At 66.4% G+C, this 24,072-nt stretch carries 20 protein-coding genes and 1 tRNA gene; 12 read left to right on the top strand and 9 right to left on the bottom strand.

Annotation, left to right across the window (positions count from 1 at the left end):
- Window positions 1-13: 13 nt before the first annotated feature.
- Both EBL84_RS07535 and EBL84_RS07530 read left to right on the top strand, forming a co-directional pair.
- On the top strand, window positions 14-4,273 hold the full coding sequence (locus EBL84_RS07535; protein ID WP_123140251.1) for a CHAT domain-containing protein: 4,260 nt from the start codon (window positions 14-16) through the stop codon (window positions 4,271-4,273).
- A gap of 226 nt (window positions 4,274-4,499) precedes the next feature.
- Window positions 4,500-5,021, top strand: coding sequence for a transposase (locus EBL84_RS07530; RefSeq protein WP_123140250.1), 522 nt, complete (start codon window positions 4,500-4,502; stop codon window positions 5,019-5,021).
- A gap of 266 nt (window positions 5,022-5,287) precedes the next feature.
- On the opposite strand, the gene EBL84_RS07525 is transcribed toward EBL84_RS07530, so the two are convergent.
- The gene (locus EBL84_RS07525) at window positions 5,288-5,947 is read right to left on the bottom strand and encodes a class I SAM-dependent methyltransferase (protein WP_123140249.1); all 660 of its coding nucleotides are present in this window, start codon (window positions 5,945-5,947) and stop codon (window positions 5,288-5,290) included.
- Between the two features lie 1,070 nt (window positions 5,948-7,017).
- Between EBL84_RS07525 and EBL84_RS07520 the strand changes: the two genes are divergently transcribed.
- Window positions 7,018-7,347 carry a hypothetical protein gene (locus tag EBL84_RS07520; RefSeq protein WP_123140248.1) on the top strand — a complete coding sequence of 110 codons (330 nt, stop codon included), beginning with the start codon at window positions 7,018-7,020 and terminating at the stop codon, window positions 7,345-7,347.
- Here EBL84_RS07520 and EBL84_RS07515 read toward each other — a convergent pair.
- The 4 genes from EBL84_RS07515 to EBL84_RS07500 all read right to left on the bottom strand — a co-directional run bounded on the left by EBL84_RS07515 (window position 7,299) and on the right by EBL84_RS07500 (window position 11,558).
- Entirely contained in the window at window positions 7,299-7,958 is a 660-nt protein-coding gene (locus tag EBL84_RS07515; RefSeq protein ID WP_123140247.1) for a sulfite oxidase heme-binding subunit YedZ, read from the bottom strand. The two genes, EBL84_RS07520 and EBL84_RS07515, sit on opposite strands and share 49 nt — an antisense overlap.
- Entirely contained in the window at window positions 7,958-8,884 is a 927-nt protein-coding gene (msrP, locus tag EBL84_RS07510) for a protein-methionine-sulfoxide reductase catalytic subunit MsrP (RefSeq protein ID WP_123140246.1), read from the bottom strand. Before msrP ends, EBL84_RS07515 begins: the two co-directional genes overlap by 1 nt.
- Before the next feature lie 441 nt (window positions 8,885-9,325).
- Entirely contained in the window at window positions 9,326-10,243 is a 918-nt protein-coding gene (locus tag EBL84_RS07505; RefSeq protein ID WP_123140245.1) for a bile acid:sodium symporter family protein, read from the bottom strand.
- Window positions 10,244-10,280: 37 nt separating this feature from the next.
- Window positions 10,281-11,558, bottom strand: a complete 1,278-nt coding sequence (locus EBL84_RS07500; RefSeq protein WP_123140244.1) for a bifunctional O-acetylhomoserine aminocarboxypropyltransferase/cysteine synthase — start codon at window positions 11,556-11,558, stop codon at window positions 10,281-10,283.
- Between the two features lie 177 nt (window positions 11,559-11,735).
- Between EBL84_RS07500 and EBL84_RS07495 the strand changes: the two genes are divergently transcribed.
- Both EBL84_RS07495 and EBL84_RS07490 read left to right on the top strand, forming a co-directional pair.
- Entirely contained in the window at window positions 11,736-12,590 is an 855-nt protein-coding gene (locus EBL84_RS07495) for a pentapeptide repeat-containing protein (RefSeq protein WP_123140243.1), read from the top strand.
- Between the two features lie 108 nt (window positions 12,591-12,698).
- Window positions 12,699-12,920: a hypothetical protein gene (locus EBL84_RS07490; protein ID WP_062276091.1), complete on the top strand. Its 222-nt coding sequence runs from the start codon at window positions 12,699-12,701 to the stop codon at window positions 12,918-12,920.
- A gap of 24 nt (window positions 12,921-12,944) precedes the next feature.
- Here the strand turns inward: EBL84_RS07490 and EBL84_RS07485 are convergent, their stop codons facing one another.
- Window positions 12,945-13,637, bottom strand: coding sequence for a lytic transglycosylase domain-containing protein (locus EBL84_RS07485; protein ID WP_190287904.1), 693 nt, complete (start codon window positions 13,635-13,637; stop codon window positions 12,945-12,947).
- Window positions 13,638-14,381: 744 nt separating this feature from the next.
- Between EBL84_RS07485 and EBL84_RS07480 the strand changes: the two genes are divergently transcribed.
- Window positions 14,382-14,909 carry a DUF882 domain-containing protein gene (locus EBL84_RS07480; protein WP_123140242.1) on the top strand — a complete coding sequence of 176 codons (528 nt, stop codon included), beginning with the start codon at window positions 14,382-14,384 and terminating at the stop codon, window positions 14,907-14,909.
- A 130-nt stretch (window positions 14,910-15,039) separates the two neighbouring features.
- On the opposite strand, the gene EBL84_RS07475 is transcribed toward EBL84_RS07480, so the two are convergent.
- Window positions 15,040-16,872 carry an RNB domain-containing ribonuclease gene (locus EBL84_RS07475; RefSeq protein ID WP_123140241.1) on the bottom strand — a complete coding sequence of 611 codons (1,833 nt, stop codon included), beginning with the start codon at window positions 16,870-16,872 and terminating at the stop codon, window positions 15,040-15,042.
- 217 nt (window positions 16,873-17,089) lie between these two features.
- Between EBL84_RS07475 and EBL84_RS07470 the strand changes: the two genes are divergently transcribed.
- Entirely contained in the window at window positions 17,090-18,133 is a 1,044-nt protein-coding gene (locus EBL84_RS07470) for a folate-binding protein YgfZ (protein WP_123140240.1), read from the top strand.
- Window positions 18,134-18,150: 17 nt separating this feature from the next.
- On the opposite strand, the gene lysS is transcribed toward EBL84_RS07470, so the two are convergent.
- Window positions 18,151-19,680: a lysine--tRNA ligase gene (gene lysS / locus EBL84_RS07465; protein WP_123140239.1), complete on the bottom strand. Its 1,530-nt coding sequence runs from the start codon at window positions 19,678-19,680 to the stop codon at window positions 18,151-18,153.
- Window positions 19,681-19,696: 16 nt separating this feature from the next.
- Window positions 19,697-20,795, bottom strand: a protein-coding gene (gene prfB, locus EBL84_RS07460; protein WP_123140238.1) for a peptide chain release factor 2 whose coding sequence is annotated in 2 segments (ribosomal slippage) — window positions 19,697-20,719 and window positions 20,721-20,795 — 1,098 coding nt in all. Because the reading frame shifts where the segments join, the coding sequence is not laid out codon by codon here.
- A 348-nt stretch (window positions 20,796-21,143) separates the two neighbouring features.
- Here prfB and EBL84_RS07455 point away from each other — a divergent pair.
- From EBL84_RS07455 to EBL84_RS07435, 5 genes are all read left to right on the top strand, one after another.
- Window positions 21,144-21,872, top strand: coding sequence for a transposase (locus EBL84_RS07455; RefSeq protein WP_123140237.1), 729 nt, complete (start codon window positions 21,144-21,146; stop codon window positions 21,870-21,872).
- Entirely contained in the window at window positions 21,869-22,252 is a 384-nt protein-coding gene (locus EBL84_RS07450) for a cupin domain-containing protein (RefSeq protein WP_123140236.1), read from the top strand. The genes EBL84_RS07455 and EBL84_RS07450 overlap by 4 nt, the downstream gene beginning before the upstream one ends.
- 14 nt (window positions 22,253-22,266) lie before the next feature.
- Complete coding sequence (locus EBL84_RS07445) at window positions 22,267-22,878, top strand: flavin reductase family protein (protein ID WP_123140235.1); 612 nt, start codon at window positions 22,267-22,269, stop codon at window positions 22,876-22,878.
- Window positions 22,875-23,765 carry an alpha/beta fold hydrolase gene (locus tag EBL84_RS07440; RefSeq protein ID WP_123140234.1) on the top strand — a complete coding sequence of 297 codons (891 nt, stop codon included), beginning with the start codon at window positions 22,875-22,877 and terminating at the stop codon, window positions 23,763-23,765. The genes EBL84_RS07445 and EBL84_RS07440 overlap by 4 nt, the downstream gene beginning before the upstream one ends.
- Before the next feature lie 160 nt (window positions 23,766-23,925).
- Window positions 23,926-24,000 (top strand) — tRNA-Val (locus EBL84_RS07435).
- Window positions 24,001-24,072 lie beyond the last annotated feature (72 nt).

Raw genomic sequence — 24,072 nt, 5'->3', positions numbered from 1 at the left:
GAGCAGGCCCGCCATGCAGGCATCCATCCAGATCATCGGTCGCGAACTCTTCTGCCGCGCACCCGGCAGCAGCCCCGAAGAACTTCGCCGCGACGGCGGCGAGGCCGAGACCCGACTCAACGACTGGGCCGCGCGCTATGCCCGCGCGGTCGAGCAGGGTGACGACGCCTCCCTGCTCACGATCGGTCGAGAACTCTTCGACTGGCTCGATGCCAACGGCTGGGCCTCGGCCTGGGCACGCGGTCAAGGACCACGGGCGCTGGAGATCCAGGTCGAGGATGCCGACACGGCACTCGGCAAGGCCCTGCTCGCCGCCCCCTGGGAGCTACTGGCCGGCCCGGACGGCAGCCATCTCGCCGGCGACCAGAATCAACGCTACGACCTCGCCCGGCGGCTCGGGCGCGCCGCCACGGCACCGCCCGCGCCACGCCATTCCAACCTTCGAATGATGTTCATGGCCGCCGACCCCGAAGGCGCGCAGTCGCTCGACTACGAGGGCGAGGAAGCCGCCATCCTCAAGGCGACCGACAAACTGCAGGTCCACCTGCTGGTGGAAGAGACCGGCACCGCCCAGGAGCTCGGCCAACGCATGCGGCGCGAGGGCGACTACGAGGTCCTCCATCTCTCCTGTCACGGCACCATCGATCAACAACAACGGCCACTCCTCGCGCTCGAGGACGAGGTGGGAGGACTCGCCCTCACCCCCGCCGGCACACTGATCCAGGCGCTGGGGGGTGCCGAGCGCATCCCGTTGATCTTTCTCTCGGCCTGTCTCAGCGCCCGTCGGCCAACCGAGCACGATCCGCTGATCCAGGCATTCATCCGTGCCGGCGTCGCCAACGTCCTCGGCTGGGACGGCTCGGTCAACGACCAGGACGCCATCCGCTTCGCCCGCGCCTTCTACGCCCAGCTCGCCAACTACGGCTCCGTCGTCCAGGCGGCGGCCCACGCCCGGGCCGAGCTAATCGCAGCGCAAGACTCGGGCGCCCACAACGGGCGACACTGGCACTTGGCACGGGTCTATCTGGGGGCAACCGGCGGCACCGCGCTGATCGACAAGACCGGCTCGGCGCATCCCCGCATCCAAGCCGACGACAGGGCCTTCCTCGACCCAGAGCGTGAACAGATCCCGGTCGCGGGTCGCGGTCTCTTCGTTGGTCGCCGCCGCCAGCTTCAAAAAGGTCTGCGACACCTGCGCGAGGGAGAATCGGCGGGTCTGCTGATTCACGGCATGGGCTGTCTCGGCAAATCGAGTCTGGCCGCGCGCATCGCCAACCGCATGACCGAGCTGACCACCTGCGTGATCTTCAAGCATTACGATGCACTGACCGTCTTCGACCGACTGATCGAAAAGACACCTCCCGTCGATCGTCAGGCATTGCGCACACAGTGGCGCTCTGCCGTCACCGAGCAACCCGAGATCCTCGGCGATGCCCTGGAAGCTCTCCTCGAAGGCCCGCTCGATACCCAGCCGGTGCTGCTGATCATCGACGACCTCGAACGTATCCTCGACGCTCCCTCGCCCGAACAACCACTCACCCCGGTCAGCGCCGATCATCGCGCCATGCTCGGCGCCGTCCTCGGTGCCTTCGCGCGCGCCCGCACCGCCTCACGACTCCTGCTGACCAGCCGTTACCACTTCACCCTGCCCGACGACCGAGGGCGTAATCTTGCGGAAAGGCTGGAACGCATCGCACTCCAGCCCTTCGACAGCGCCCAGACCCACAAACAGCGAGCGGCGCTCGCCCGCCATAGCACGCTCGACCACAAGAGATTGGAGCAGACACAACCCCACCAACAGCGCGCCGAGACCCTCGCCCAGGGGAATCCCGGTCTACTCGCCGACCTGCTACGCCCGCTTCTCGCCGGCGAAACCGCCGTCGCAGAGGCCGCACTCAACGCCATCGCGCACTATCACCGCACCGGCGAGCGACCGGAGGACGAGGACGAAAACGCACTCCTCGCCTTCTTCCGTCGCATGGCCTTCGAGACATATCGCGAGGCTCTGAGTGAAGAGCAGGCGCACATGCTCAGCGCCGCCACCCTGTTCGACGCCGACCTGCGCCTGCCGATCCCGCTGTCGGCATTCATCGCGGTGGGCAAGGCCGCAGGCATCAGCGAGCCCGAGCAGGCCTTCACCCGGCTGTGCAACCTCGGGCTGATCAGCGACTGGAGCCACATCGACGGGGCCACGCAGGGTGCCGTCGATCCCCTCGCCCGCCCCCTGGTCCAGACACCCAGCGACGAGATCCGCCCCGATCTCGCCGCCGCCGCGCTCGATGCCCTGTTCCCGTGCTGGAGCGATCGCCGGGGCAGGGTCTCACCCGGCCCTCGGGCGCTCGAACTCGCACGGCTCGCACGACTCACCCCGGACACCCCACCCGAGCGTCTGGACCCGATCGCCGAGGCCGCGGCGCGCTGGCTCCTCGCCACCGCACAAGAGACACCCAAGTCGGTCTTCTCCGACCTCCTGCAACCCGCACTAAAGCGACTCGAGGACGCACAATTCACCCCATCGATCGGATTGATGACCATCGCGCTCGATTACGCCATCCGCTTGAGTGAGGGAGATTGGCTCGACCAAACCCTAGAGCGCTTTGCCGATCGCTACACAGGCGTCGATGCGGCATGCATCCAGGTCCACCTCGGGCGCCGCGCTCAGACCAAGGGCACTCATGATGAGGCATTGGCTTGTTTCAAGCTTGCCGCGAAAGATTTCGAAGCCGCCGGTCAAGAGCGGGAGGCGACGATAGCCAAAGGCCAGACCGCCGATATCCTTCAGGCCCGCGGAAACCTCGATGAGGCGCTGCGCATCCGCACAGAAGAAGAAATACCCGTCTACGAAAGACTCGGCGACGTCCGCTCCAAGGCCGTCACCCAGGGCCAGATCGCTGACATCCTTCAGGCCCGCGGAAACCTCGATGAGGCGCTGCGCATCCGCACAGAAGAAGAAATACCCGTCTACGAAAGACTCGGCGACGTCCGCTCCAAGGCCGTCACACAGGGCAAGATCGCTGACATCCTTCAGGCCCGCGGAAACCTCGATGAGGCGCTGCGCATCCGCACAGAAGAAGAAATACCCGTCTACGAAAGACTCGGCGACGTCCGCGAGAAGGCCGTCACCCAGGGCCAGATCGCTGACATCCTTCAGGCCCGCGGAAACCTCGATGAGGCGCTGCGCATCCGCACAGAAGAACAACTCCCCGTCTACGAAAGACTCGGCGACGTCCGCTCCAAGGCCGTCACACAGGGCAAGATCGCTGACATCCTTCAGGCCCGCGGAAACCTCGATGAGGCGCTGCGCATCCGCACAGAAGAACAACTCCCCGTCTACGAAAGACTCGGCGACGTCCGCGAGAAGGCCGTCACACAGGGCAAGATCGCTGACATCCTTCAGGCCCGCGGAAACCTCGATGAGGCGCTGCGCATCCGCACAGAAGAAGAAATACCCGTCTACGAAAGACTCGGCGACGTCCGCTCCAAGGCCGTCACACAGGGCAAGATCGCTGACATCCTTCAGGCCCGCGGAAACCTCGATGAGGCGCTGCGCATCCGCACAGAAGAAGAAATACCCGTCTACGAAAGACTCGGCGACGTCCGCGAGAAGGCCGTCACCCAGGGCCAGATCGCTGACATCCTTCAGGCCCGCGGAAACCTCGATGAGGCGCTGCGCATCCGCACAGAAGAAGAAATACCCGTCTACGAAAGACTCGGCGACGTCCGCTCCAAGGCCGTCACACAGGGCAAGATCGCTGACATCCTTCAGGCCCGCGGAAACCTCGATGAGGCGCTGCGCATCCGCACAGAAGAACAACTCCCCGTCTACGAAAGACTCGGCGACGTCCGCGAGAAGGCCGTCACACAGGGCAAGATCGCTGACATCCTTCAGGCCCGCGGAAACCTCGATGAGGCGCTCGCGCTACATGAAACAAGGCTTTCGGTCTATGAAGACCTACAGGATATCGCCGGCATCGCGCATGCCCGATTCGCCATGGCAGGCATCCGTCTACAGCGAGGAGATCACCAGAACCAAGGCTTGCAGGACATCCATGACGACCTGGCTCAAGCCTTCGTCATCCTGCGTCAGCTGCAACGTCCGGATGGCATCGGTGCCGTCGGGATGCTCCTGGCACAGGTATTGGCAATGGGCGGACATCCGGACAAAGCCTTGGAGATCCTGGACCAGGCACAAGCGGCCTTCGAGAAACTGGGAAACACAACCGCCGCCGAACAAGCCCGCCAACTTCGCCAACACCTGACCACGCCCTCCTAACCCCCGCTCGCTACACCGTAGGGTGGGCAAAGCGCAGCGTGCCAGCGTGCCCACCCTGTACGCGCCAGCGATCGAGGCCCCGCAGGGGACGAATGAACGCCGATCGAGGCGATCAGAGCACCGGACACATGACGCTTTCACCTTGCTGGGCACGCTACGCTTTGCCCAGCCTACGGGGTAACCTTACGGGACGAGCCAAGATGTCATAGAGGTTCGGAGCATTCGGATGGCCGACTACCGCCGCTGTTTCCAACCCGGGGGCTGTTATTTCTTCACCGTGGTGACCGAGGGACGACGCCCGTTGCTGGTCGCGCACATCGATGCCTTGCGCCGGGCCTTGCGCATGGGGATGGCGCGACGTCCCTTCCAAATCGATGCATTGGTGGTGTTGCCGGATCATCTGCACACCATCTGGCGGCTGCCCGAGGGGGACGCGGACTTTTCGACGCGCTGGATGCATATCAAGCGTTGTTTCTCCACCGCCCTCGACTCCCAGCCGACCTCGCCATCGCGGCAACGATGTCGTGAGACAGGGGTATGGCAACGTCGTTTCTGGGAGCATCTCATCCGTGATGAGCGGGACTGGCGGCGACATATGGACTATGTGCATGGCAACCCCGTCAAGCACGGCTACTGCGCCGCGCCGCGCGATTGGCCGTATAGCTCCTTTCGGCGCTGCGTGAGGGCCGGGTTATACGGCCCGGACTGGGGTGGTGAGGCGCCGGAGGATCTTGGTTGGGATTCCTAGCGTCGGTCGGGCCCGGTGCAGGCTGATCCGTTACCGCGACACATGAAGGTTCGGGACGCCGGGCATGCTGCGCGTTGCCCGGCCTACAAGGGTCCACGCACCATCGTTCGCCGGGTGGGCAAAGTGCAACGTGCCCACCCTGTACGCGCCAGCAATCAAGGAGCAGCGGCAAGACCGGCACACGCCGATCGCGAACGCGATGCGGCGGCCTGTGACCGATGCCGGACATCGGCCACGGGCCTTTGCGAATCAATTGCCTGGGACGCTTACTTCACCTGGAAGATGTCGAAGATGATCGCCTGGTCGTCACCGAAGTCCTGGTGGCCGGGGATGTAGGGCTGGGGCTCGGAGTGATGGACATGGGTCCAGTGGCCTTGGTCGGTGAGCGCGCCGAGGGCCTGTCTGTAGGCGTCGTCGTAGAGGTCGACACGGTGGCTGAGCTGGACGATACCGCCGGGCTTGACCACGCGATGGAACTCGCGCATCAGCCCGGCCATGTTGTCGATATAGGTCAGGGTGCCGATGCACTGGGCGGCGGCGAAGTGGTTCTCGGCGAAGTCCAGCGGCTTGTTGAGATCGACGCGCGCCAGCTCGGCGTAGCAATTGCGCGCCTCGGCTTTCTCCAGCGACTTGGGGGAGTAGTCGACACCGGTGATCGCGGTGTAGCCGAGCTTGCCCAGGTGCAGCCCGGTCAGGCCCACGCCGCAACCGGCGTCGAGGATCGGCTGCGCGGGGTCGATCTGGTGCGACTTGATCGCCTCGGCGGCGAGGCGCGGGGCCTCGTAGCCCATCGACGTCAGGTCGTCCTCGTAGGTCTCGGACCAGCTGTCGTAGTACTGCTCGAGCTCGTCGAGCTTGGCGGCGGTCACACCGATCAGCTTGCTGACATCACGATCGGCCTGATTCATGGACTTGGAGTCGGTCATGGTCTCTCCGTGGTGTTGTGGCAAGCACGAGAAGCGCACTCGCCGTGGTGATTGCCTCGCACGGGTGAGGAGCAATGCGTACCCACGTCCTGAGCATCGCGGATGACGGGCCTCACTTCATTTCGTCAGGGGGCTCTCCCCAACACATTGCAACGGTCGACACATCGCGACGGCGCGCGCAGCCGCATCGCGCGGTCCGTTGGACACGCGCGCTTCCATGGCGTGGACCGAAGACCACGCGCTGACGCCGAGCGACGATTGACATTGGCTGGCCACCCGATTCGCGGGTGGGCACGAGGCGCGAGATTCGCGCGAGACGCCGCATGCGGCGGCGTCGGGGGCCGAGGGCCACGCCACTGGGCGGCGCGGCGACCTGTCGGCGGATCGCGAGGCATGGACCCGAGACCTGAGTCGGGCAGACACGCCACGCGGCGGATACGCGCACTGCTGCGCGAATGGAGACGGGACGTCCCGGCGATCATCGGCGATGACCGAGCCGCCGGATCATCAGCGGAAGCGCGATGGCGCTCCCGCGTGCGTCCTCGGTTGAACGAAAAGACGGTACAGCTTCACGCCAGTGACCTGGGCGATCCGATCAACCGGCGCATGTCCGATTCCGGCGTAGATGGTGCGCGGGGACTGGCCGCGATCACCCTGTCCTGTCACGCCATCACAGGGGTCGAAACAGGCATCCCCGCAACACCCACCGACTTGGTGAGAGCATGGCACCGTGAAGCTGATTTGTGTTTTTTATGATACCGATAAAACGAAGCGACACAAGCAAAGACTTCTCAAGAACCCCCGCAAAATGGCCATAAGACCCTGATAAAAAACAATCAAAAAGATTCGAAACCGAAAAAGTCACGCGCATGGAAAGATCGGCGCGGAACACGTAAAGAGCGCGAACACAAGAGCGCCTCGGCCCCTGAGAGGCTGGATCAGAAGACCATTCACAGCCACGCGGGAACACCTCGCCTCGGACATCGGCCTCCACCCCGGACGGGGTCCGGGGTTTACCCTCCCCGGAGGCATCCCTAGACTGGCCGATTCAGTTCCCGGAGCCAGACGCCATGCACGACACCACCGACGCCCCCACCCGCCAACTGATCGAGGACTGGACCCGGTTGCAGACCGGCACCATCGAACCCGAACGGCTCGCTCGACTCGATCGCGACCAGCCGGAATGGCGCTGCCGGGCCGCGACCCTGGTCGCCGAGAGCCTGTTCGCCTACATCACCCTGGAGATGGTGGCCCCGGATCTGGCCTATCGGCATCGCGACCAGCCCGAGCACGAACCCGAAGCCGGCGAGATCGACGCCCGGCTGGGCGCACACCTGCTCGACTTCCTCGATTATCGCGACGAACTTGCCGAGCGCCGCGCCACCGCCGGAGCCGACTGAACCGACTGAGCCGAGGCGCGCCGCCAACGCCCCCAGGGCAGCCGCAGCGCCAGCAGCACGCCGAGGATGACGGCATAGATCAGCGGCTCGCGCAGATCGGCCTTGACCAGCCAGAGGAAGTGCAACACCCCGAGCACCGCGATCAGGTAGACGACGCGGTGCAACCGCTTCCAGTTGCGCCGCAGCCGACGCTGCCAGCCACGGGTCGAGGTCAGCGCCAGCACGCTCATCAGCACCAGCGCCACCATGCCGACGATGATGTAGGGCCGCTCGGTCAGGTCCTCGACGATCACCGGCCAGTCGAGCGCGCGGTCGAGCCACAGATAGACCAGCAGATGGAGCATGCCGTAGAAGAAGGCGAACAGCCCCAGCATGCGCCGCAGCCGGATCGGCCAGGGCCGCCCGAGGGCGCGACTGAGCGGGGTCAGCGCGAGGGTGAGCAGCAGCATCCGCAGGGTCCACAGCCCGCTGCGATGGAGCAGCGCCTCGACCGGATTGGCCCCCAGCGCCAGCCCACCACCGAGCCCCTGCGCCAGGGTCAGCGCCAGCGGCAGCAAACAGAGCAGAAAGACCCCGGGCTTGGCCCAGACCACCCAGTCGCGCCCGGTCATCAGTAAAAGCGCCTCAGGTCCATGCCGGCATAGAGCCCGGCGACCTCCTCGGCATAGCCGTTGAACGGCAGGGTCTCGCGCCGCTTCGCCAGCCAGCCGCCACCGATCATGCGATGGCTCTTCTGGCTCCAGCGCGGATGGTCGACGGCGGGATTGACGTTGGCATAGAAGCCGTACTCGTCGGGTTGCATCCTGTTCCAGGTCGCCGGCGGCTGCTCGGCGGTGAAGCGGATGCGCACGATCGACTTGATGCTCTTGAAGCCGTACTTCCAGGGCACCACCAGCCGTAGCGGCGCGCCGTTCTGGTTCGGCAGGGTCTCGCCATAGAGCCCGGTGGCGAGCAGCGTCAGCGGGTGCATCGCCTCGTCGATACGCAGCCCCTCGCGATAGGGCCAGTCGAGCACCCGACGGCGCTGACCGGGCATCTGCTCGGGGTCGAACAGGGTCTCGAAGGCGACATAGCGCGCCCGCGAGGTCGGCTCGAAACGCGCCAGCAGCTCACCGAGCGGGAAGCCGACCCAGGGGATCACCATCGCCCAGGCCTCGACACAACGCAGCCGATAGATGCGCTCCTGCTGATCGAACCCGCTGAGGATGTCCTCGATGCCGATCTCGCCGGGACGCGCGCACTCGCCGTCGACCACCACCGACCAGGGCCGGGTGCGCAGCCGATGGGCATGCGCCGCCGGATCCCCCTTGTCGGTCCCGAACTCGTAGAAGTTGTTGTAACCGGTGACGAACTCACGCGGGGTCAGGGGTTCGTCCTCGCCGGGACGCGGATAGGCCGCAGCGACGGCACCGAGCGGCGCCAGCGCCGCAGCGCCCACGCCCAGGGCGGCGCCCTGGATGAAGGTACGACGCGCACGCCACACCTCCGGTGGGGTGATCTCGGAGGACGGGATATCGGCAGGCTTGCGAATCAGCATGACGGAGACTCCTCGGGTCGTCACCCACCCGCCGCCGACGCCCCCGCCACGCCCACCCCGCCAAGGGGTTAGACACCCATAGAGCAGTGGTTTCGAGCGATCCGGCAACCGATGGAAGGATTCCCACGAGGTGGGGCAGGCACCGCCTCCGCGCAAGCCCTCATCCTCGATCGAGGATCATCAAACATTTACAAGCCGTTGATAATCAACAAACCGCAAAGACACAAAGGACGCGAAGGGGGAAAGAGCTTCCAGCGATCAGCCTCCAGCCGCCAGTGGCGGTCTGTCCTCAACCACTGGCGCAAGGCGCAGCGTGCCTATTGAAGATCGCGCTACCGTCGAGTACAGCTCCCACTGGCGGCTGACGACTGGAGGCCGGAGGCTTAAAACCCCTTTGCGCCCTTGGTGTCTTCGTGGTTGAAGATTTTGTCTCTTCGCGGTTCAAGCCCCAGACGGCGGCGGCCGCCGCGACCACCAGGCGGCGAGCAGCGCGCCGGAGAGGTTGTGCCAGATCGAGAACAGCGCACCGGGCAGTGCCGCGGCGGCGGAGAAGGACTTGATCGCGAGCGCCACGGCGAGCCCCGAGTTCTGCATCCCGACCTCGATCGCCAGGGTCCGCGCCCGCGCCTCGCCCTGCCCCAGCAGGCGCGCCAGCGTATACCCCAGACTCAATCCGGTGAGGTTGTGCAGCACCACGGCGAGCGCGACCAGCGGCCCGAGGGTGACGAGCTGATCGTGATTGAGCGCCACGATCACCGCGATGATGAACACGATGGCCGCCACCGAGATCAGCGGGAAGACCCGCTCGAACATCGCCAGCCGCGCCCCCAGCAGCCGGTTGACCAGCACCCCGAGTGCGACCGGCACCAGCACGATGCGCAGGATCGACCAGAACATGTCGAGGGCGGGGACCGCAACCCGCTCGCCGACATAGAGCAGGGTGAGCACGGGGGTGAGCACCACCGCGAGCAGGGTCGAGACCGTGGTCAGGGTGATCGAGAGCGCGAGATCGCCGCGCGCCAGATAACAGATGACGTTGGAGGCGGTGCCACCGGGGGCGGCGCCGACCAGTACCAGCCCGGCGAGGAGTTGCGGCGGCAGACCGAGGGCGAGTCCGATCGCCCAGGCCGCAAACGGCATCAGCAGGTATTGCAGGACCACGCCCAGGCCGATGACCCCGGGGCGACGCAACACCGCGGTGAACTGGCCCGGACTCAGGGTCGCGCCCATGCCGAACATCACCACCCCGAGCAGCGGCACGATACCGGGCTTGAGCGCGGCCAAGGGGTCTGGAAAGGTGAGCGCCAGCAGGCTTGCGGCCAGCGCCCAGAGCGGAAACAGCGTGGTGATTCGATCCATGACGGGGGGCCCCGCGCCGGGCGCGGGGCCGAACGGATCAGGCCGAGGCGGCCAGGGCCTGATCGAGATCGGCGATGATGTCGTCGATGTGCTCGATGCCGACCGAGAGTCGGATCAGGTCCTCGCTGACCCCGGCGCGCGCCATCTCTTCGGGCGAGAGCTGGCGGTGGGTGGTGGTGGCCGGGTGGCAGGCGAGCGTCTTGGAGTCGCCGATGTTGACCAGCCGCACGGTGAGCTTGAGCGCGTCGATGAAGCGCGCACCGGCATCGCGACCGCCCTTGATGCCGAACGAGAGGATGGCGCTGGCCTTGCCGCCATCCATGTAGCGCTGGATCAGCGGATAGTCCGGGCTGTCGGGCAGACCGGCATAGCGCACCCAGGCCACGCGCGGGTGGTCCTTGAGATACTGGGCGACGGCCAGGGCGTTCTCGCAGTGACGGTCCATGCGCACCGCCAGGGTCTCGATGCCCTGCAGCACCAGGAAGCTGTTAAAGGGCGCGAGCGCCGCCCCCATGTTACGCAGCGGCACCACCCGGGCGCGGGTGATGAAGGCCGCCTCGCCCATGTCCTGGGTGTAGACCACGCCGTGATAGGACGGATCGGGCTGGTTGAGCATCGGGAAGCGCTCGGCGTGCTCGGCCCAGGGGAACTTGCCGGAGTCGACGATCATCCCGGCGATGGTGGTACCGTGACCGGCCATGTACTTGGTCAGGGCGTGGACCACGATATCGGCGCCGTGCTCGAAGGGACGGTGCAGATAGGGCGAGGGCACGGTATTGTCGACGATCAGCGGCACACCGTGGGCATGGGCCATGTCGGCCATCGCCTGGACGTCGGCGACGTTGCCGGCGGGATTGCCGATCGACTCGCAGAACACCGCCTTGGTCTTGGCATCGACCAGGGCATCCATGGCGGCGATGTCGTTGGGCTCGGCGAAGCGCACCTCGATGCCGAGCCGCGGCAGGGTGTGGGCGAACAGGTTGTAGCTGCCGCCGTAGAGCCGCGAGACGGCGACGATGTTGTCGCCGGCCTGCGCCAGGGTGAAGATGGCGTTGGTCACCGCCGACATGCCGGAGGCGAAGGCCAGCGCACCGACCCCACCCTCCATCGCCGTGACCCGACGCTCGAGCACGTCGGTGGTGGGATTCATGATCCGGGTGTAGATATTCCCCGGGACCTTGAGGTCGAACAGATCGGCGCCGTGCTGGGTGTCGTCGAAGGCGTAGCTGGTGGTCTGGTAGATCGGGGTCACCACCGACTTGGTGGTGGGATCGGGTTCGAACCCGGCATGAATGGCAAGAGTTTCGAGTTTCATGGCGCTTCCTGTTGAATGGTCTCGTGAATCGCCCACGAGCGACGGCCGCCATCGGTCGCCGAACCGAGAATCTTATCCGCGTGATCGACAGGCTGTCGATCGGCCCGGGTCGGCGCGGGAGGCGTCAACGACCCCGGCCCCACCCAACAACGACAAGGACCAGGAGGAGATCCCGGCATGATCGAAATCAGACACCGCGACAGTGGCGAGGTGCTGGCGGAAATCGAGCGCGACAGTCTCGTCGGCGCCGACCTGCGCGACATGCGGCTCGACGGCGCCGATCTCTCGGGGCTCGATCTCAGCGGCGCCGACCTCAGCGCCAGCGATCTGGTCGGCGCCCGGCTGCACGGGACCTGCCTGCGCGAGGCGATCCTGGTCGGCGCGCAGCTGCGCGCAGCCGATCTCGCCGAGGCCAACCTGACGCGCGCCCGGCTCGGTGCCGAGCGCCCGTCGCGCGCGGCGATGCTCAACGCCGCACGACTGGCCGGGGCCGATCTCAGCGGCGCCGACCTGCGCAACGTCGAGCTGCGCCAGGCCGATCTCGCCGGGGCCACCCTCGCCCATGCCGACCTGCGCGGCGCCGACTTCCAGGGCGCCAACCTGGTCGGGGTGCGCGCCCATCGCGCGCTCCTGATCAAGGCCAACCTCGCCGAGGCCGATCTCAGCGGCGCCGATCTGCGCGACAGTCATCTCAACGACGCCAACCTCACCCGCGCCCGGCTCTGCGAGGCCGATCTCGGCAGCGCCTTCAGCGACGGCTTCACCGTGCTCAATCTCGCCAATCTCGAAGGCGCCGATCTGCGCGGCGCGCGGCTCTGTCATGCCTCGGCGCAGGACGCCAACTTCCGCTACGCCGATCTCACCGACGCCGATCTCACCGATGCGGTGCTCGGCGGCGCCATCCTCCATCGTGCCGATCTCACCGGCGCCGACTTCACCCGGGTGGAGCTGGCGAGCGTCACCCTGGAATTCGCCAACGTCTCCAAGGCGCGCAACGCCCAGGTGCCCTCCTACAAGAAGAACCTGCGCTGAGCCCGATACGGGCGCCGGCGGCGATCCACCGGCGCCCGACTTTGCGATACACTCGAACGCCACCCCACAGGGATCGAGCCGCCCGATGGCGGTATCAGGAGTGCCCGCATGCCGTATTTCGTCTACAGCATCACCCAGCAGCCGCTCAAGCTCGAACACCTCGACACCTTCGAGCACTACCAGGACGCCCGCGCCCTGGTGCGCAGCCGCCGCCAGGCCGCAGAGGCCCCTCCGGGCGTCGACTACCGGCTGATCTTCGCCGCCCAACAGGCCGAGGCCGAGCGACTGCTCTCGACCCCGCGCGACGAGCGCGTCATCGGCGAGGACTGAGCACAGCGCCGCTGGCCGTCCACCTCAGTCCTCACCCGGTACGCTCGAGATGGTCACGTGCACCGGGCGCTCGGCCCACAGATACTGCAATACCTTGCGCACATAGGCCTGGGTCTCGGCATAGGGCGGGATCTTGCGCCCGTGCTTGAGCACCGCACCCTCGCCGGCGTTGTAGCCGGCCAGGGCGAGACGCAGGTCGTTGTCGAAGAGATCCAGCAGATCGCGCAGATAGGCCGCGCCGCCGCTGACGTTGTCGGCCGGATCGAAGCTGTCGGCGACGCCGTAGCGCGCCGCCGTGGCCGGCATCAACTGCATCAGCCCCTGGGCGCCTGCCGATGAGACGGCGCGCGGATCATAGGCCGACTCGGCGCGGATCACCGCGTGCAGCAACGCCGGCGAGAGTCCGTGACGGCGCGCGTTGGCCGAGACCAACGCCTCGTAGCGCGCGCGCCGGGCCCGCAATGAGCGGCTGAGCGGCTTGGACTCGCCCCTGGGCGAGCGCTCGATCTGCAGCTGCGAGAACCTGGCGCGGTTCTCCTCGGCGAGCTGACCGGACTCACGGTGCCACTGCAAGCGGTACTGTCCACCCTTGAGCGGCACATCGGTGAAATAGACGTTGCCGTGTGCGTCGGCATATTTGTAGACGTCGGCCATCGCGATCGGCACGCTCCCCCAGCACAGCAGCCAAACACCCCCGCCGAAGGCACCAAACAGCATCTGCCACACCTTCACGCGCGCTGATTTATCAATGCGTTGCGCCGACATCATGCGCCTCCCTGAAGTGAGTCCGACGACCATCGTCGCCACACCTGGGTTGACGTTCAGTCCCCGAGCCGGATGGCAGGGATCTCTGCGCGTTTCAGTCATGAAACAACAATCTTCACCGCCATTCAACCACGACTTCTCCAGCGAATAAAAAACAGCAAAGCGCAAAAAAAATATTCTTCGAAAAACCTGTCAGAAAAACAAAAAATAAATCATGCAGAATGAGAGAAGCAGCATCAACTCAAAAAGCTGTTAAAGCAATTCCTCAAAACCATCAAAAACAGCAACTTGAGACAACAAAGCGAAACTCAAAAAAGCTTCAAAAATGACGAGCAACAGGACTTCTAGTAGATTTGAGCGCCTGAATTAACAAATCACTTCATTTATTAAAACCCAAAAACAGAAAAAAACAACAACAAGACCTTACCAATAACACCTAATGTTAATTCTCAGGTTTCCAAATAATCATTATTTGGCAATCTCCATTTGACTCAATCGGCCGCATGGATATAATGAAAACCCCATGGAGCGGGCACATGCACAGGATGTCGACGTCACTTCGGGCTGCTCGCCCGCTCCCAGCTGCACCACTGTCGAACGCAATGCCGTCATTTACACGTCATGCGTTCACGCCGGATGCATTAGGGAAAAATCTTCGCCATACAATCCGTTGAACATCATGTACCGGGGGGGAACATGAACAGACGCCATTTCCTGGGGCTCGCCCTATCGACCGCAGCTGCGCCCGTACTGGCCAAGTCGCCGAGCGAGCGCCCGCGGGTGCTATCCCTGCACCACATGCACACGGACGAGAAGATCGCCGTCACCTATCGCATCGGGGATCGCTACCAACGCGCAGCGCTGAACAAGCTCAATCACTTCTTCCGCGACTTCCGCACCGACGACATCGTCGCCATCGACCCGCAACTCTTCGACATCCTCTACGACGTCAAGCTGCGTCTCGGCGACCCCGACGCCACCTACCAGATCCTCAGCGCCTACCGCTCGCCCCGCACCAATGCGATGCTGCGCCGCACCTCGCGCGGCGTCGCCAAGAAGAGCCTGCACATGACCGGACAGGCCGTCGACGTCCGCTTCCCCGACCTCTCCATCCGCCATCTGCGCGATACCGCCGTCGCGCTCGGTCGTGGCGGTGTCGGTTACTACCCGCGCTCGAACTTCGTCCATCTCGACACCGGCACGGTGCGCCGCTGGGGCGCCTGAGGCATCGAAGCCCGGACGGCGCTCGCCCCCGAGGGGGATGGGCGCCGCCGGCAGACCGCCCGCCGGGGGCGCTCCACGCCCCGGCAGTAAGCCACAAAGTTCGCAAGGGTATACCCGAAGCCGCGACAGCTCAACCGAGCACGCGGAAACTCACGTTCAGCTCGGGCAGATCGACATCGGCGAGCGCCAGCTTGAGGGTGTCGTTGAGCGCCAGCCGCTCACGGGTCCGTATCCGCGCCTCCAGCGCCAGCTCGGGCACCAGCACCACCGCCCTGCGCTCCTCCAGACCGACCACCACGCCCTCGCCCCGCCATCCGGGGTTGTCACGCAGATAGACCAGCTTCCAGTGCTGATTGGAGAGTCGCTCGCCGCGGCGCACCGCAGCGGCGGCCAGCTCCGCCTGCGCGACCCGCTCGACCACCTGCTCGCGATCGAGCGGCGTCGCGCCGGCGAGCCAGGCCCGCAGCTGCTGATGGACCAGCAGGTCGGAATAACGACGCAGCGGGCTGGTGGCGCGGGTATAGAGCGCCAGCCCCAAGCCGGCGTGAAGATCGGGCTCACACAGCAAGCGGGTCGGCTTGAAGCAGCGCCGGCGCGCATACATGCTCGCCAGGTCGCTGGCCTCCTCGGCCGGATCCGGTGCGGCCTGGGTGGCGAAGGGGATCGCCAGGCCGTGCTCGAGACAGAGCCGCGCGGCGGCCTCGCCGGCCATCAGCATGGCATCGGTGACCAGCTCGCGACTCTCGAGCCGCGGCAGTGAGCGGATCCGCACCTCGCCGTTCTCGACACGCACACTGACCTCGGGCAACGCCAGTCGGGTGGCACCATTGGTCTGGCGACGGGCATGAAAACGCGCAATCGTGGCGCGCAACGCGGCAAAGGGCGCCTCATCGAGGCGTCGCTCGACCTCGGTATAGGTCAGGCGCTGCACCCTGACCCAGCTGCGATGGACCTCGATGTCGTGCAGCTCGCCCTGCTCGTCGCAACGCATGGCGAAGGAGAGCGCCGGCGAGACCGGCTGCAACCCGAGCCCGAGCTGGGTGGTGGTCTCGGGCGGGAGCATCTTGACCATGCCCTCGGGCAGATAGAGGTTGGCACCCCGACTGCGCGCCTCGAGATCGAGCGGACCGTCCGGCGCGACCAGGGCACCGACATCGGCCACGTGGACCCAGACCCGCTCGCCATCGAGACTCAGGGCGTCGTCCGGGTCCTCGTTGCCCTCGTCGTCGATGGCGAAGGCCTCGAGATGGGTGAGATCGAGCCGCGGCTCGTCCTCGTCCAGCGCCGGCACCGCGAGCGCGGCGTCCTCCCCGGGCACGCCGCGGCGTGCCGGATAGGGATTGTGGTTGGCCGGCCAGTAGGCGACCTCGACCAGCGCGCGATGGGCGTGCTCCGGGGTCTGCGGATAACCGAGCGCCTCGAGGATACGACTGCGTTCGGTCTGCCCCAGCGCCAGCCGCTCGACCTCGGCGAGTCGTCCGCGATCCTCCGCGGACGGGGTGGCCGCACGCATGCGCTCGAGAAAGGCCTTCCAGTCACGCTCGGCGGCGGCCTTGGCCTCGCGCTCGGCGCGATCGCGCTCGACCTCGGCACGCGAGCGCACCGTGATCGACTCGGGGGTGCCGCAGAAACGCAGCCCCTCGGCAACCAGCAGCCAGCTCGCCCAGGCCGTCACCGGGGTGAACTCGGCGAAGGCCAGCTCGGCGAGATCCTCGAGCGTGGTCTGCTCGCCCTCGAGCAGCTCCCAGGCGTCCTCCACCGCGCCCTCGGGGCGCGTCTCGAGTTCACCGAGCGAACGCAACGGCCCCGGATGCAGCAGCACGATGTCCTTGGGACGCACGCGCTTGGTACTGCCGCCGTCGAGCTGGATCTCGATCTTGTCGCCGACGCCGAGGACGCGGGCCGGATGGGTCTTGTAGAGCACCAGACTGTCTACGGGCGGGGTCGCTTGATATCTCGACAAGGGGCTGATCTCTCCATATGGACGGGGCCGCACGAACGAGCGCGCAGGCTCCCTGCTGGCTTCGGGTTGTGGATGCCGACGATGGCGAAGACGGTCGCCCGGCGCGACCGTCTCCCGGGCGGCATGCAAGCCGCCGGGGTTGTCTCGGGCACGCTTCGGTCGCATAAGGATTGGCAAGTTCCCAATCAGCAACCGAAGGTTCCCAAGGCAGGGGTTGATGATGACGCAATGGCGAGACTTTCTCGACGCACACGGCGCCCGGTTCGACGATCTCGGTCAGGCGCACTTTCCCGAACACCCGACCGGCGAGGCATGCCGACTGTTCGCGCTCACCCAGTTCGATGTCCTGCTGGCCCGGGGCGAGGATGCCGCGGACTTCCTCCAGGGGCAACTCACCAACGATGTACGCGAACTCTCCGCCGAGCACACCCAGCTCACCGCGCTCTGTACCCAGAAGGGGCGCGTACTGGCCTGCGGCCGGCTGATCGCGCTCGACGAGATCCGGGCGCTGCTGCTGCCCGCCGAGCGCATCGAGACGACGCTTGCCCATCTGCGGCGCTATGTGCTGCGTAGCCGCGTGCGGCTCGAGGCCGCCGGCGACCAGTTGGTCGTGCTCGGCCTGGCCGGCACCGAGGCGCCGGCGCTGCTCGAACGGCTCGAGCTGGCGGTGCCGGCGCACGCCAACGGACTCGCGCAGCGCGACGGGGTTGCGGTCATCGCCCTGCCCGACGCCACACCACGCTATCTGCTGCTCGCCGAGCTCGAACGTGCGCGCGGGCTGTGGGAGGCGCTGGCCGCGCACGCCACACCGAGCGACGGCGCGATCTGGCGACGGCTCGACATCCGCGCCGGGCTGCCCAGCGTCCATGCCGGGACCGCCGAGGCCTTCATCCCGCAGATGCTCAATCTGCAACTGATCGACGGGGTGAGCTTCAACAAGGGGTGCTACACCGGACAGGAGGTCGTCGCCCGGATGCATCACCTGGGCAAACTCAAGCGCCGCATGTATCGCGCCACCCTCACCCTCGAGCCGGCCGAGGCGCCGGCGCCGCAGCCGGGCGACGTCCTGTTCGCGGCGGCGAGCAGCTCGGGTCAGGCCAGCGGTCGGGTGGTCGACGCCGCGCCACATGGCGCCGGGCGCTACGAACTGCTGGTGGTCCTCGAGATCGCGATCGCCGAGCATGGCGAGGCGCGGCTCGGCGAGCACGGGCCGGTGCTGAAGGTTCAGCCCCTGCCCTATGCCCTCGAACCCGCGGCCTGAGGAGGCGGTTCGGTAGCTCAGGCCGCCGAACCGCGCCCCTCGGGACGCATGTGCGGGAACAGCAGCACGTCGCGGATCGACGGGGCGTCGGTGAACAGCATCACCAGCCGGTCGATGCCGATGCCCTCGCCCGCGGTCGGCGGCATGCCGTGCTCGAGCGCACGCACATAGTCGGCGTCGTAGTACATCGCCTCGAGATCCCCGGCCTCCTTCTCCTCGACCTGCTTGCGGAAGCGCTCGGCCTGGTCCTCGGCGTCGTTGAGCTCGGAGAAGCCATTGGCCAGCTCGCGCCCGCCGACGAAGAACTCGAAACGGTCGGTAACGAAGGGGTTGGCGTCGTTGCGCCGCGCCAGCGGCGAGACCTCGGTCGGGTACTCGGTGATGAAGGTCGGGTCCATCAGTTGGTGTTCGGCAGTGTGCTCGAACAGCTCGATCTGCACCTTGCCCAGGCCCCAGCCCGGCTTGACCGCGAGACCCATCCCCTCGGCGACGCGACGCGCGGCATCGAGATCATCGATGTCGGCGGCGCCGAGCTCGGGGTTGAAGTGGAGGATCGCCTCGCGCACCGTCATCCGCGCGAACGGCTTGCCGAAGTCGTAGCTCGCGCCCTGGTAGTCGATGGTGGTACGCCCGAGCACGCGCTCGGCCATCGCCCGCAGCATCGCCTCGGTGAGATCCATCAGGTCGCGATAGTCGGCATAGGCCTGATAGAACTCGAGCATGGTGAACTCGGGGTTGTGCCGGGTCGAGAGCCCCTCGTTGCGGAAGTTGCGGTTGATCTCGTAGACCTTCTCGAAACCGCCGACCACCAGTCGCTTGAGGAACAGCTCGGGGGCGATGCGCAGAAACAGGTCCATGTCGAGCGCGTTGTGATGGGTGATGAAGGGACGCGCCACGGCGCCGCCCGGGATCACCTGCATCATCGGGGTCTCGACCTCGAGATAGCCGCGGGCGTTGAGATACTCGCGGATGAATTGCACGATCGCGGTACGCACCCGGAAGGTCTCGCGGGTGGTGGCGTTCATGATCAGGTCGAGATAGCGCTGGCGGTAACGGCTCTCCATGTCGGTGAGGCCGTGGAACTTCTCCGGCAGCGGACGCAGCGACTTGGTCAGCAGGCGCACGCTGTCGCACTTGACCGACAGCTCGCCGGTGCGGGTGCGGAAGAGCACGCCCTCGACGCCGAGGATGTCGCCGAGGTCGAGGTCGCGCTTGAACGCCTGATAGGCGTCGGTACCGAGCTGGTCGCGCTGCACGAACAGCTGGATGCGTCCGCTCATGTCCTGGATGTGGGCAAAGCTTGCCTTGCCCATCACCCGGCGGCTCATCAGTCGGCCACCGAGGCGCACGCGCACCGGCTGCGCCTCGAGCGCCTCGCCGTCGACCTCGGCATAACGCTCGAGCAGGTCGGCGGCGAGGGCGTCGCGACGGAAGTCGTTGGGGAAGGCCACCCCCGCCTCGCGCAGCGCGGCGAGCTTCTCGCGCCGCTGCGCGATCAGCTTGTTCTCGTCGGCGTCGACGGCGGGCTGTTGTGCCTGTTCGGTCATCTGGGTCTCCGGGTCGTCACAGGCCGCTCTTGAGGCTGGCCTCGATGAAGGGGTCGAGGTTACCGTCGAGGACCGACTGGGTGTTGCCGATCTCGACGCCGGTGCGCAGATCCTTGATCCGCGACTGGTCGAGCACGTAGGAGCGGATCTGGCTGCCCCAGCCGATGTCGGACTTGCTGTCCTCCAGCGCCTGCTGACTGGCCTGACGCTTCTGCATCTCCAGCTCGTAGAGCTTGGCGCGCAGCTGCTTCATCGCCTGATCCTTGTTCTTGTGCTGCGAACGGTCGTTCTGGCACTGGGTGACGATGCCGGTCGGGTTATGGGTGATACGCACCGCCGACTCGGTCCGGTTGACGTGCTGACCGCCGGCGCCGCTGGCGCGATAGACGTCGATGCGCAGATCCGCCGGATTGATCTCGATGTCGACGGTGTCGTCGATCTCGGGGGAGACGAACACCGAGGCGAACGAGGTGTGACGGCGGTTGCCCGAGTCGAACGGCGACTTGCGCACCAGGCGGTGCACGCCGGTCTCGGTGCGCAGCCAGCCGAAGGCATACTCGCCCTCGAACTTGATGGTGGCAGACTTGATGCCCGCGACCTCGCCGGCCGATGCCTCCATCAGCTCGGTCTTGAAGCCACGACGCTCGCCCCAGCGCAGATACATCCGCAACAGCATCTCCGACCAGTCCTGGGCCTCGGTGCCGCCGGATCCGGCCTGGATGTCGACGAAGGCGTTGTTGGCATCCATCTCGCCCGAGAACATGCGACGGAACTCGAGTTCGGCGACCCGGGCCTCGTAACCGGCGAGATCGGCCTCGAGCGCGGCGACGGTGTCGGCGTCCTCCTCCTCGACGGCCATCGCCAGCAGGTCATCGGCGTCGGCCAGCCCCGAGGTGAGTTCATCGATGGTCACCACCACCGCCTCCAGGGTGGCGCGCTCGCGACCGAGTGCCTGAGCGCGATCGGGCTCGTTCCAGACGTCGGGGTCCTCGAGTTCGCGCAGGACCTCGGTCAGGCGTTCTTGACGGCCATCGTAGTCAAAGATACCCCCTAAGGGACTGCAGGCGTCCCTTCAGGTCATTGATCTGCGAGGCGATCGGATTGATATCGAGCATGCGGCGCTCCAGCGGGTAAAACGTCTAATGATAATTCCTCAGCGCCAGCCAACGCCACCCCGGAACCGGCCTGCCCGGCGAGCGCCGACACCGCAGGCCGCGATCGACCACCAACGTACACACACCGACAGCGGCCGCGGCGCACAGCGGTCGCATCGCCCCGCCCCTCATGGAACGGCACCCGGGCGACGCTCTCCGGCATCGATCTCCGGGGTCATCTAGAGCCGCTCGCCAACATGCAGTCTTCGCGCCACTCAGACCCCGAGATCGGTCCTGTCATCAGCCTGCAATCCAGCGCCAGCTGGCTATACTGCAAGGTAAGGCAATCAACCGGATCCGACCCTAGCCATGGCACGTCTACCAAGATTCGTCCTGCCCGGTTACCCGCAGCACGTCATCCAGCGCGGCAACAACCGTCAGCGTATCCTCTTCGAGGAAGATGACTACTGGTTCATCTGGGAGAAGCTCAAGGCGGCGACCGAGAAGTTCCAGTGCTCGATCCACGCCTATGTGCTGATGCCGAACCACTTTCATCTGTTGCTGACCCCACACCAGGAAAACGGCATCGGCAAGCTCATGCAGTATGTCGGGCGCTATTACGTCCAATACTTCAACGCCCGTTACGAACGTACCGGCACCCTCTGGGAGGGTCGCTATCGCGCCACCCTGCTCGACCCCAAGGATTATCTGCTCCCCGTCTCGCTCTATATCGAGTCGAACGCGGTGCGCGCCGGTCTGGTCGATCACCCGGCCGATTACGGCTGGTCGAGCCACGGCGCCAACGCGCTCGGCGAGGACGATCCGCTGACCACTCCGCACACCGAATACAACCGGCTCGGACGCAGCATGAAGGCCAGACGCGAGCACTATGCGCGACTGGCCGAGACCCCCGTCGGCGAGCCACTGCTCGGGCGCATCCGCGACTCCACCAACAAGGCCTGGGTACTCGGCGACGACGCCTTCTGCACACGCATCGCCAGCGCCCTCAACCGTCGCCCGCAGCCCCGACCCCGGGGCGGCGATCGGCGCTCGGCGGCCTATCGGCGACGCGCGGCCGCTGCGGCCGCAACGCAATGAGCACCATCGAGATCCACCGCCCCGACCCCGGGGCGGAGTACTTCTTCGAGGAAGGCTGCTTCATTCTCGAGACCTGGAACCGGGCCGATGACCCCGAGGTCTCGATCGCGCGCGCCCGGGTCGCACCCGGCACCGCCACCCGTCTGCATCGGCTCGCGGCCACCACCGAGCGCTATCTGATCCTCCGCGGCAGCGGACGCATCGCGCTCGACGACGGCACCGACCGGGATGTCGGACCCGGCGACCTGGTCCGCATCCCTGCCGCCACCCCCCAGCGCATCGCCAACACCGGCACCGATGATCTGGTCTTCCTCGCCATCTGTACCCCGCGCTTCCGCCCCGAGGTCTATCAGGACATCGACCCGGCACCGCGCGACTGACCCCGGAGATTCGTATGCGAGCGCCCTCGCCCCAGTCCGCCGCAACCATCGCCGAGGTGTTCGGTCTCTACGACCCACCGCTGTGGCTGGTCACCGCCAGCGATGGCACGCACCGAGGTGGCTTCATCGCCAGCTCGGTGACCCGCGCCTCGATCGTCCATGAGGCGCCCCGACTCCTGCTCACCGTCGCCCGTCATCATCACACCTGGGGGTTGATCGAACGCAGCGGTCGAGCCGTGCTGCACCTGCTGCACGCCGACGATCTCGAGGCGGTGTGGCGCTTCGCTCTGGCGAGCGGGCACCATCACGACAAGTTCGCCGGACTCGAGGTCGCGCGCACCCCAAGCGGTACGCCGCGTTATGGTGCCGCCCTCGCCTGGCTCGACACCGAGGTCGAGCAGCGTCTGGAGATCGGCGATCGCAGTGTCTACCTGCTTGCCGCGCACGATGCCGGACACGCCGGCACGGCGGCGCCGGCGTTGACGGTCTCCGGGCTGGGCCGCGCACCGGATGCACGGCTGGCCGAGCTCGATCGACGCTATGCCGCCGACCGCGCCACCGACGCCGAGGCCATCCGTGCTTGGCGCGCCCGAGCCCACACCGACAGAGACACCCCACCGGCATGACCATCCCCGCACCGCATGATCGCCGCCTGAGGCTGGGCGACGGGCGTCAGCTCGGTTATACCGAATACGGTGTGCCGGACGGTCACCCGGTCTGCTACTGTCACGGATTCCCCAGTTCACGCCAGGAGGCGGGGTTGCTACACCAGGCCGCGCGCATCGAGGGCATTCGTCTGATCGCCCCCGACCGCCCCGGCTACGGGCTCTCCAGCGATCGGCCGGGACGCCAGATCCACGACTGGCCGGCCGATCTTGCCGAGCTGACCGAGCGGCTCGGTATCGACCGCTTCGATCTGATCGGCGTCTCCGGCGGCGGTCCCTATGCGCTGGCCTGCCTCGCCGCCCTGCCCGCGCGGATCGGACGCTGTACGCTGATCTGCCCGCTCGGGCCGATCTATCTCGCGCCGGTCCGTCGCACCATGGCCCCGGGCGTGCGCGCCAGCCTGTCGCTCGCACGCCGTCTCCCGCGCCTGACCAACCGCTTCTACACCGGCCCCATCCCGGCGCTGCTCGCCGCCCGTCCCGAGGTGGTCGCACGGCTGCGCTATCGCAACGCAGCCGCCCCCGATCGCGCCGTGCTCGACCGCCCCGAGGTCACCGCCGCGCTCGATCGCACCATCGTCGACGCGATGCGCGATGGCGCTCACGGCGCCCGGCGCGACCTCCACCTCTACCCGCGTCCCTGGGGCTTCGAGCCAGATCGCATCGACCGGGCGATCACCCTCTGGCACGGCGATACCGACAACACCGTCCCGGTCGCCCATGCCCATTGGTACGCGCGCCACCTCCCCGACTGTCGCGCACGCATCCTCCACGGCGAGGGGCATTATTCGCTACCGGTCCGTCACGGCCACGGCATCCTCAAGGGGCTGATCACAGTCCATGACTGACACGACAGCAGTCGAGCATCCGCGCCAGCACAGCGCAACGACGCACACAGATCCCACCCCCGGCGACCTCGACCAGCAGGGCCAGACCTGAAAGAAGAAAAAAATCGTGACCGGGGGTTGACGAACCCCGGGGGCGGCATTAATATTTGCAGCCTCTTCGGGGCGCATAGCTCAGCGGGAGAGCACTGCCTTCACACGGCAGGGGTCGGTGGTTCGATCCCACCTGCGCCCACCAAATTCCGCAAAAAAGCCGGCTTCAAGCCGGCTTTTTTTATGTCCGCCGATCACACCGACCGTACGCATCGGT

This window comes from Marichromatium sp. AB31, assembly GCF_003718685.1.
Classification (GTDB): Bacteria; Pseudomonadota; Gammaproteobacteria; order Chromatiales; family Chromatiaceae; genus Marichromatium; species Marichromatium gracile.
The sequence above is the reverse complement of the archived record's forward strand: the minus strand, read 5'-3'. Positions and strand labels throughout refer to the sequence as shown.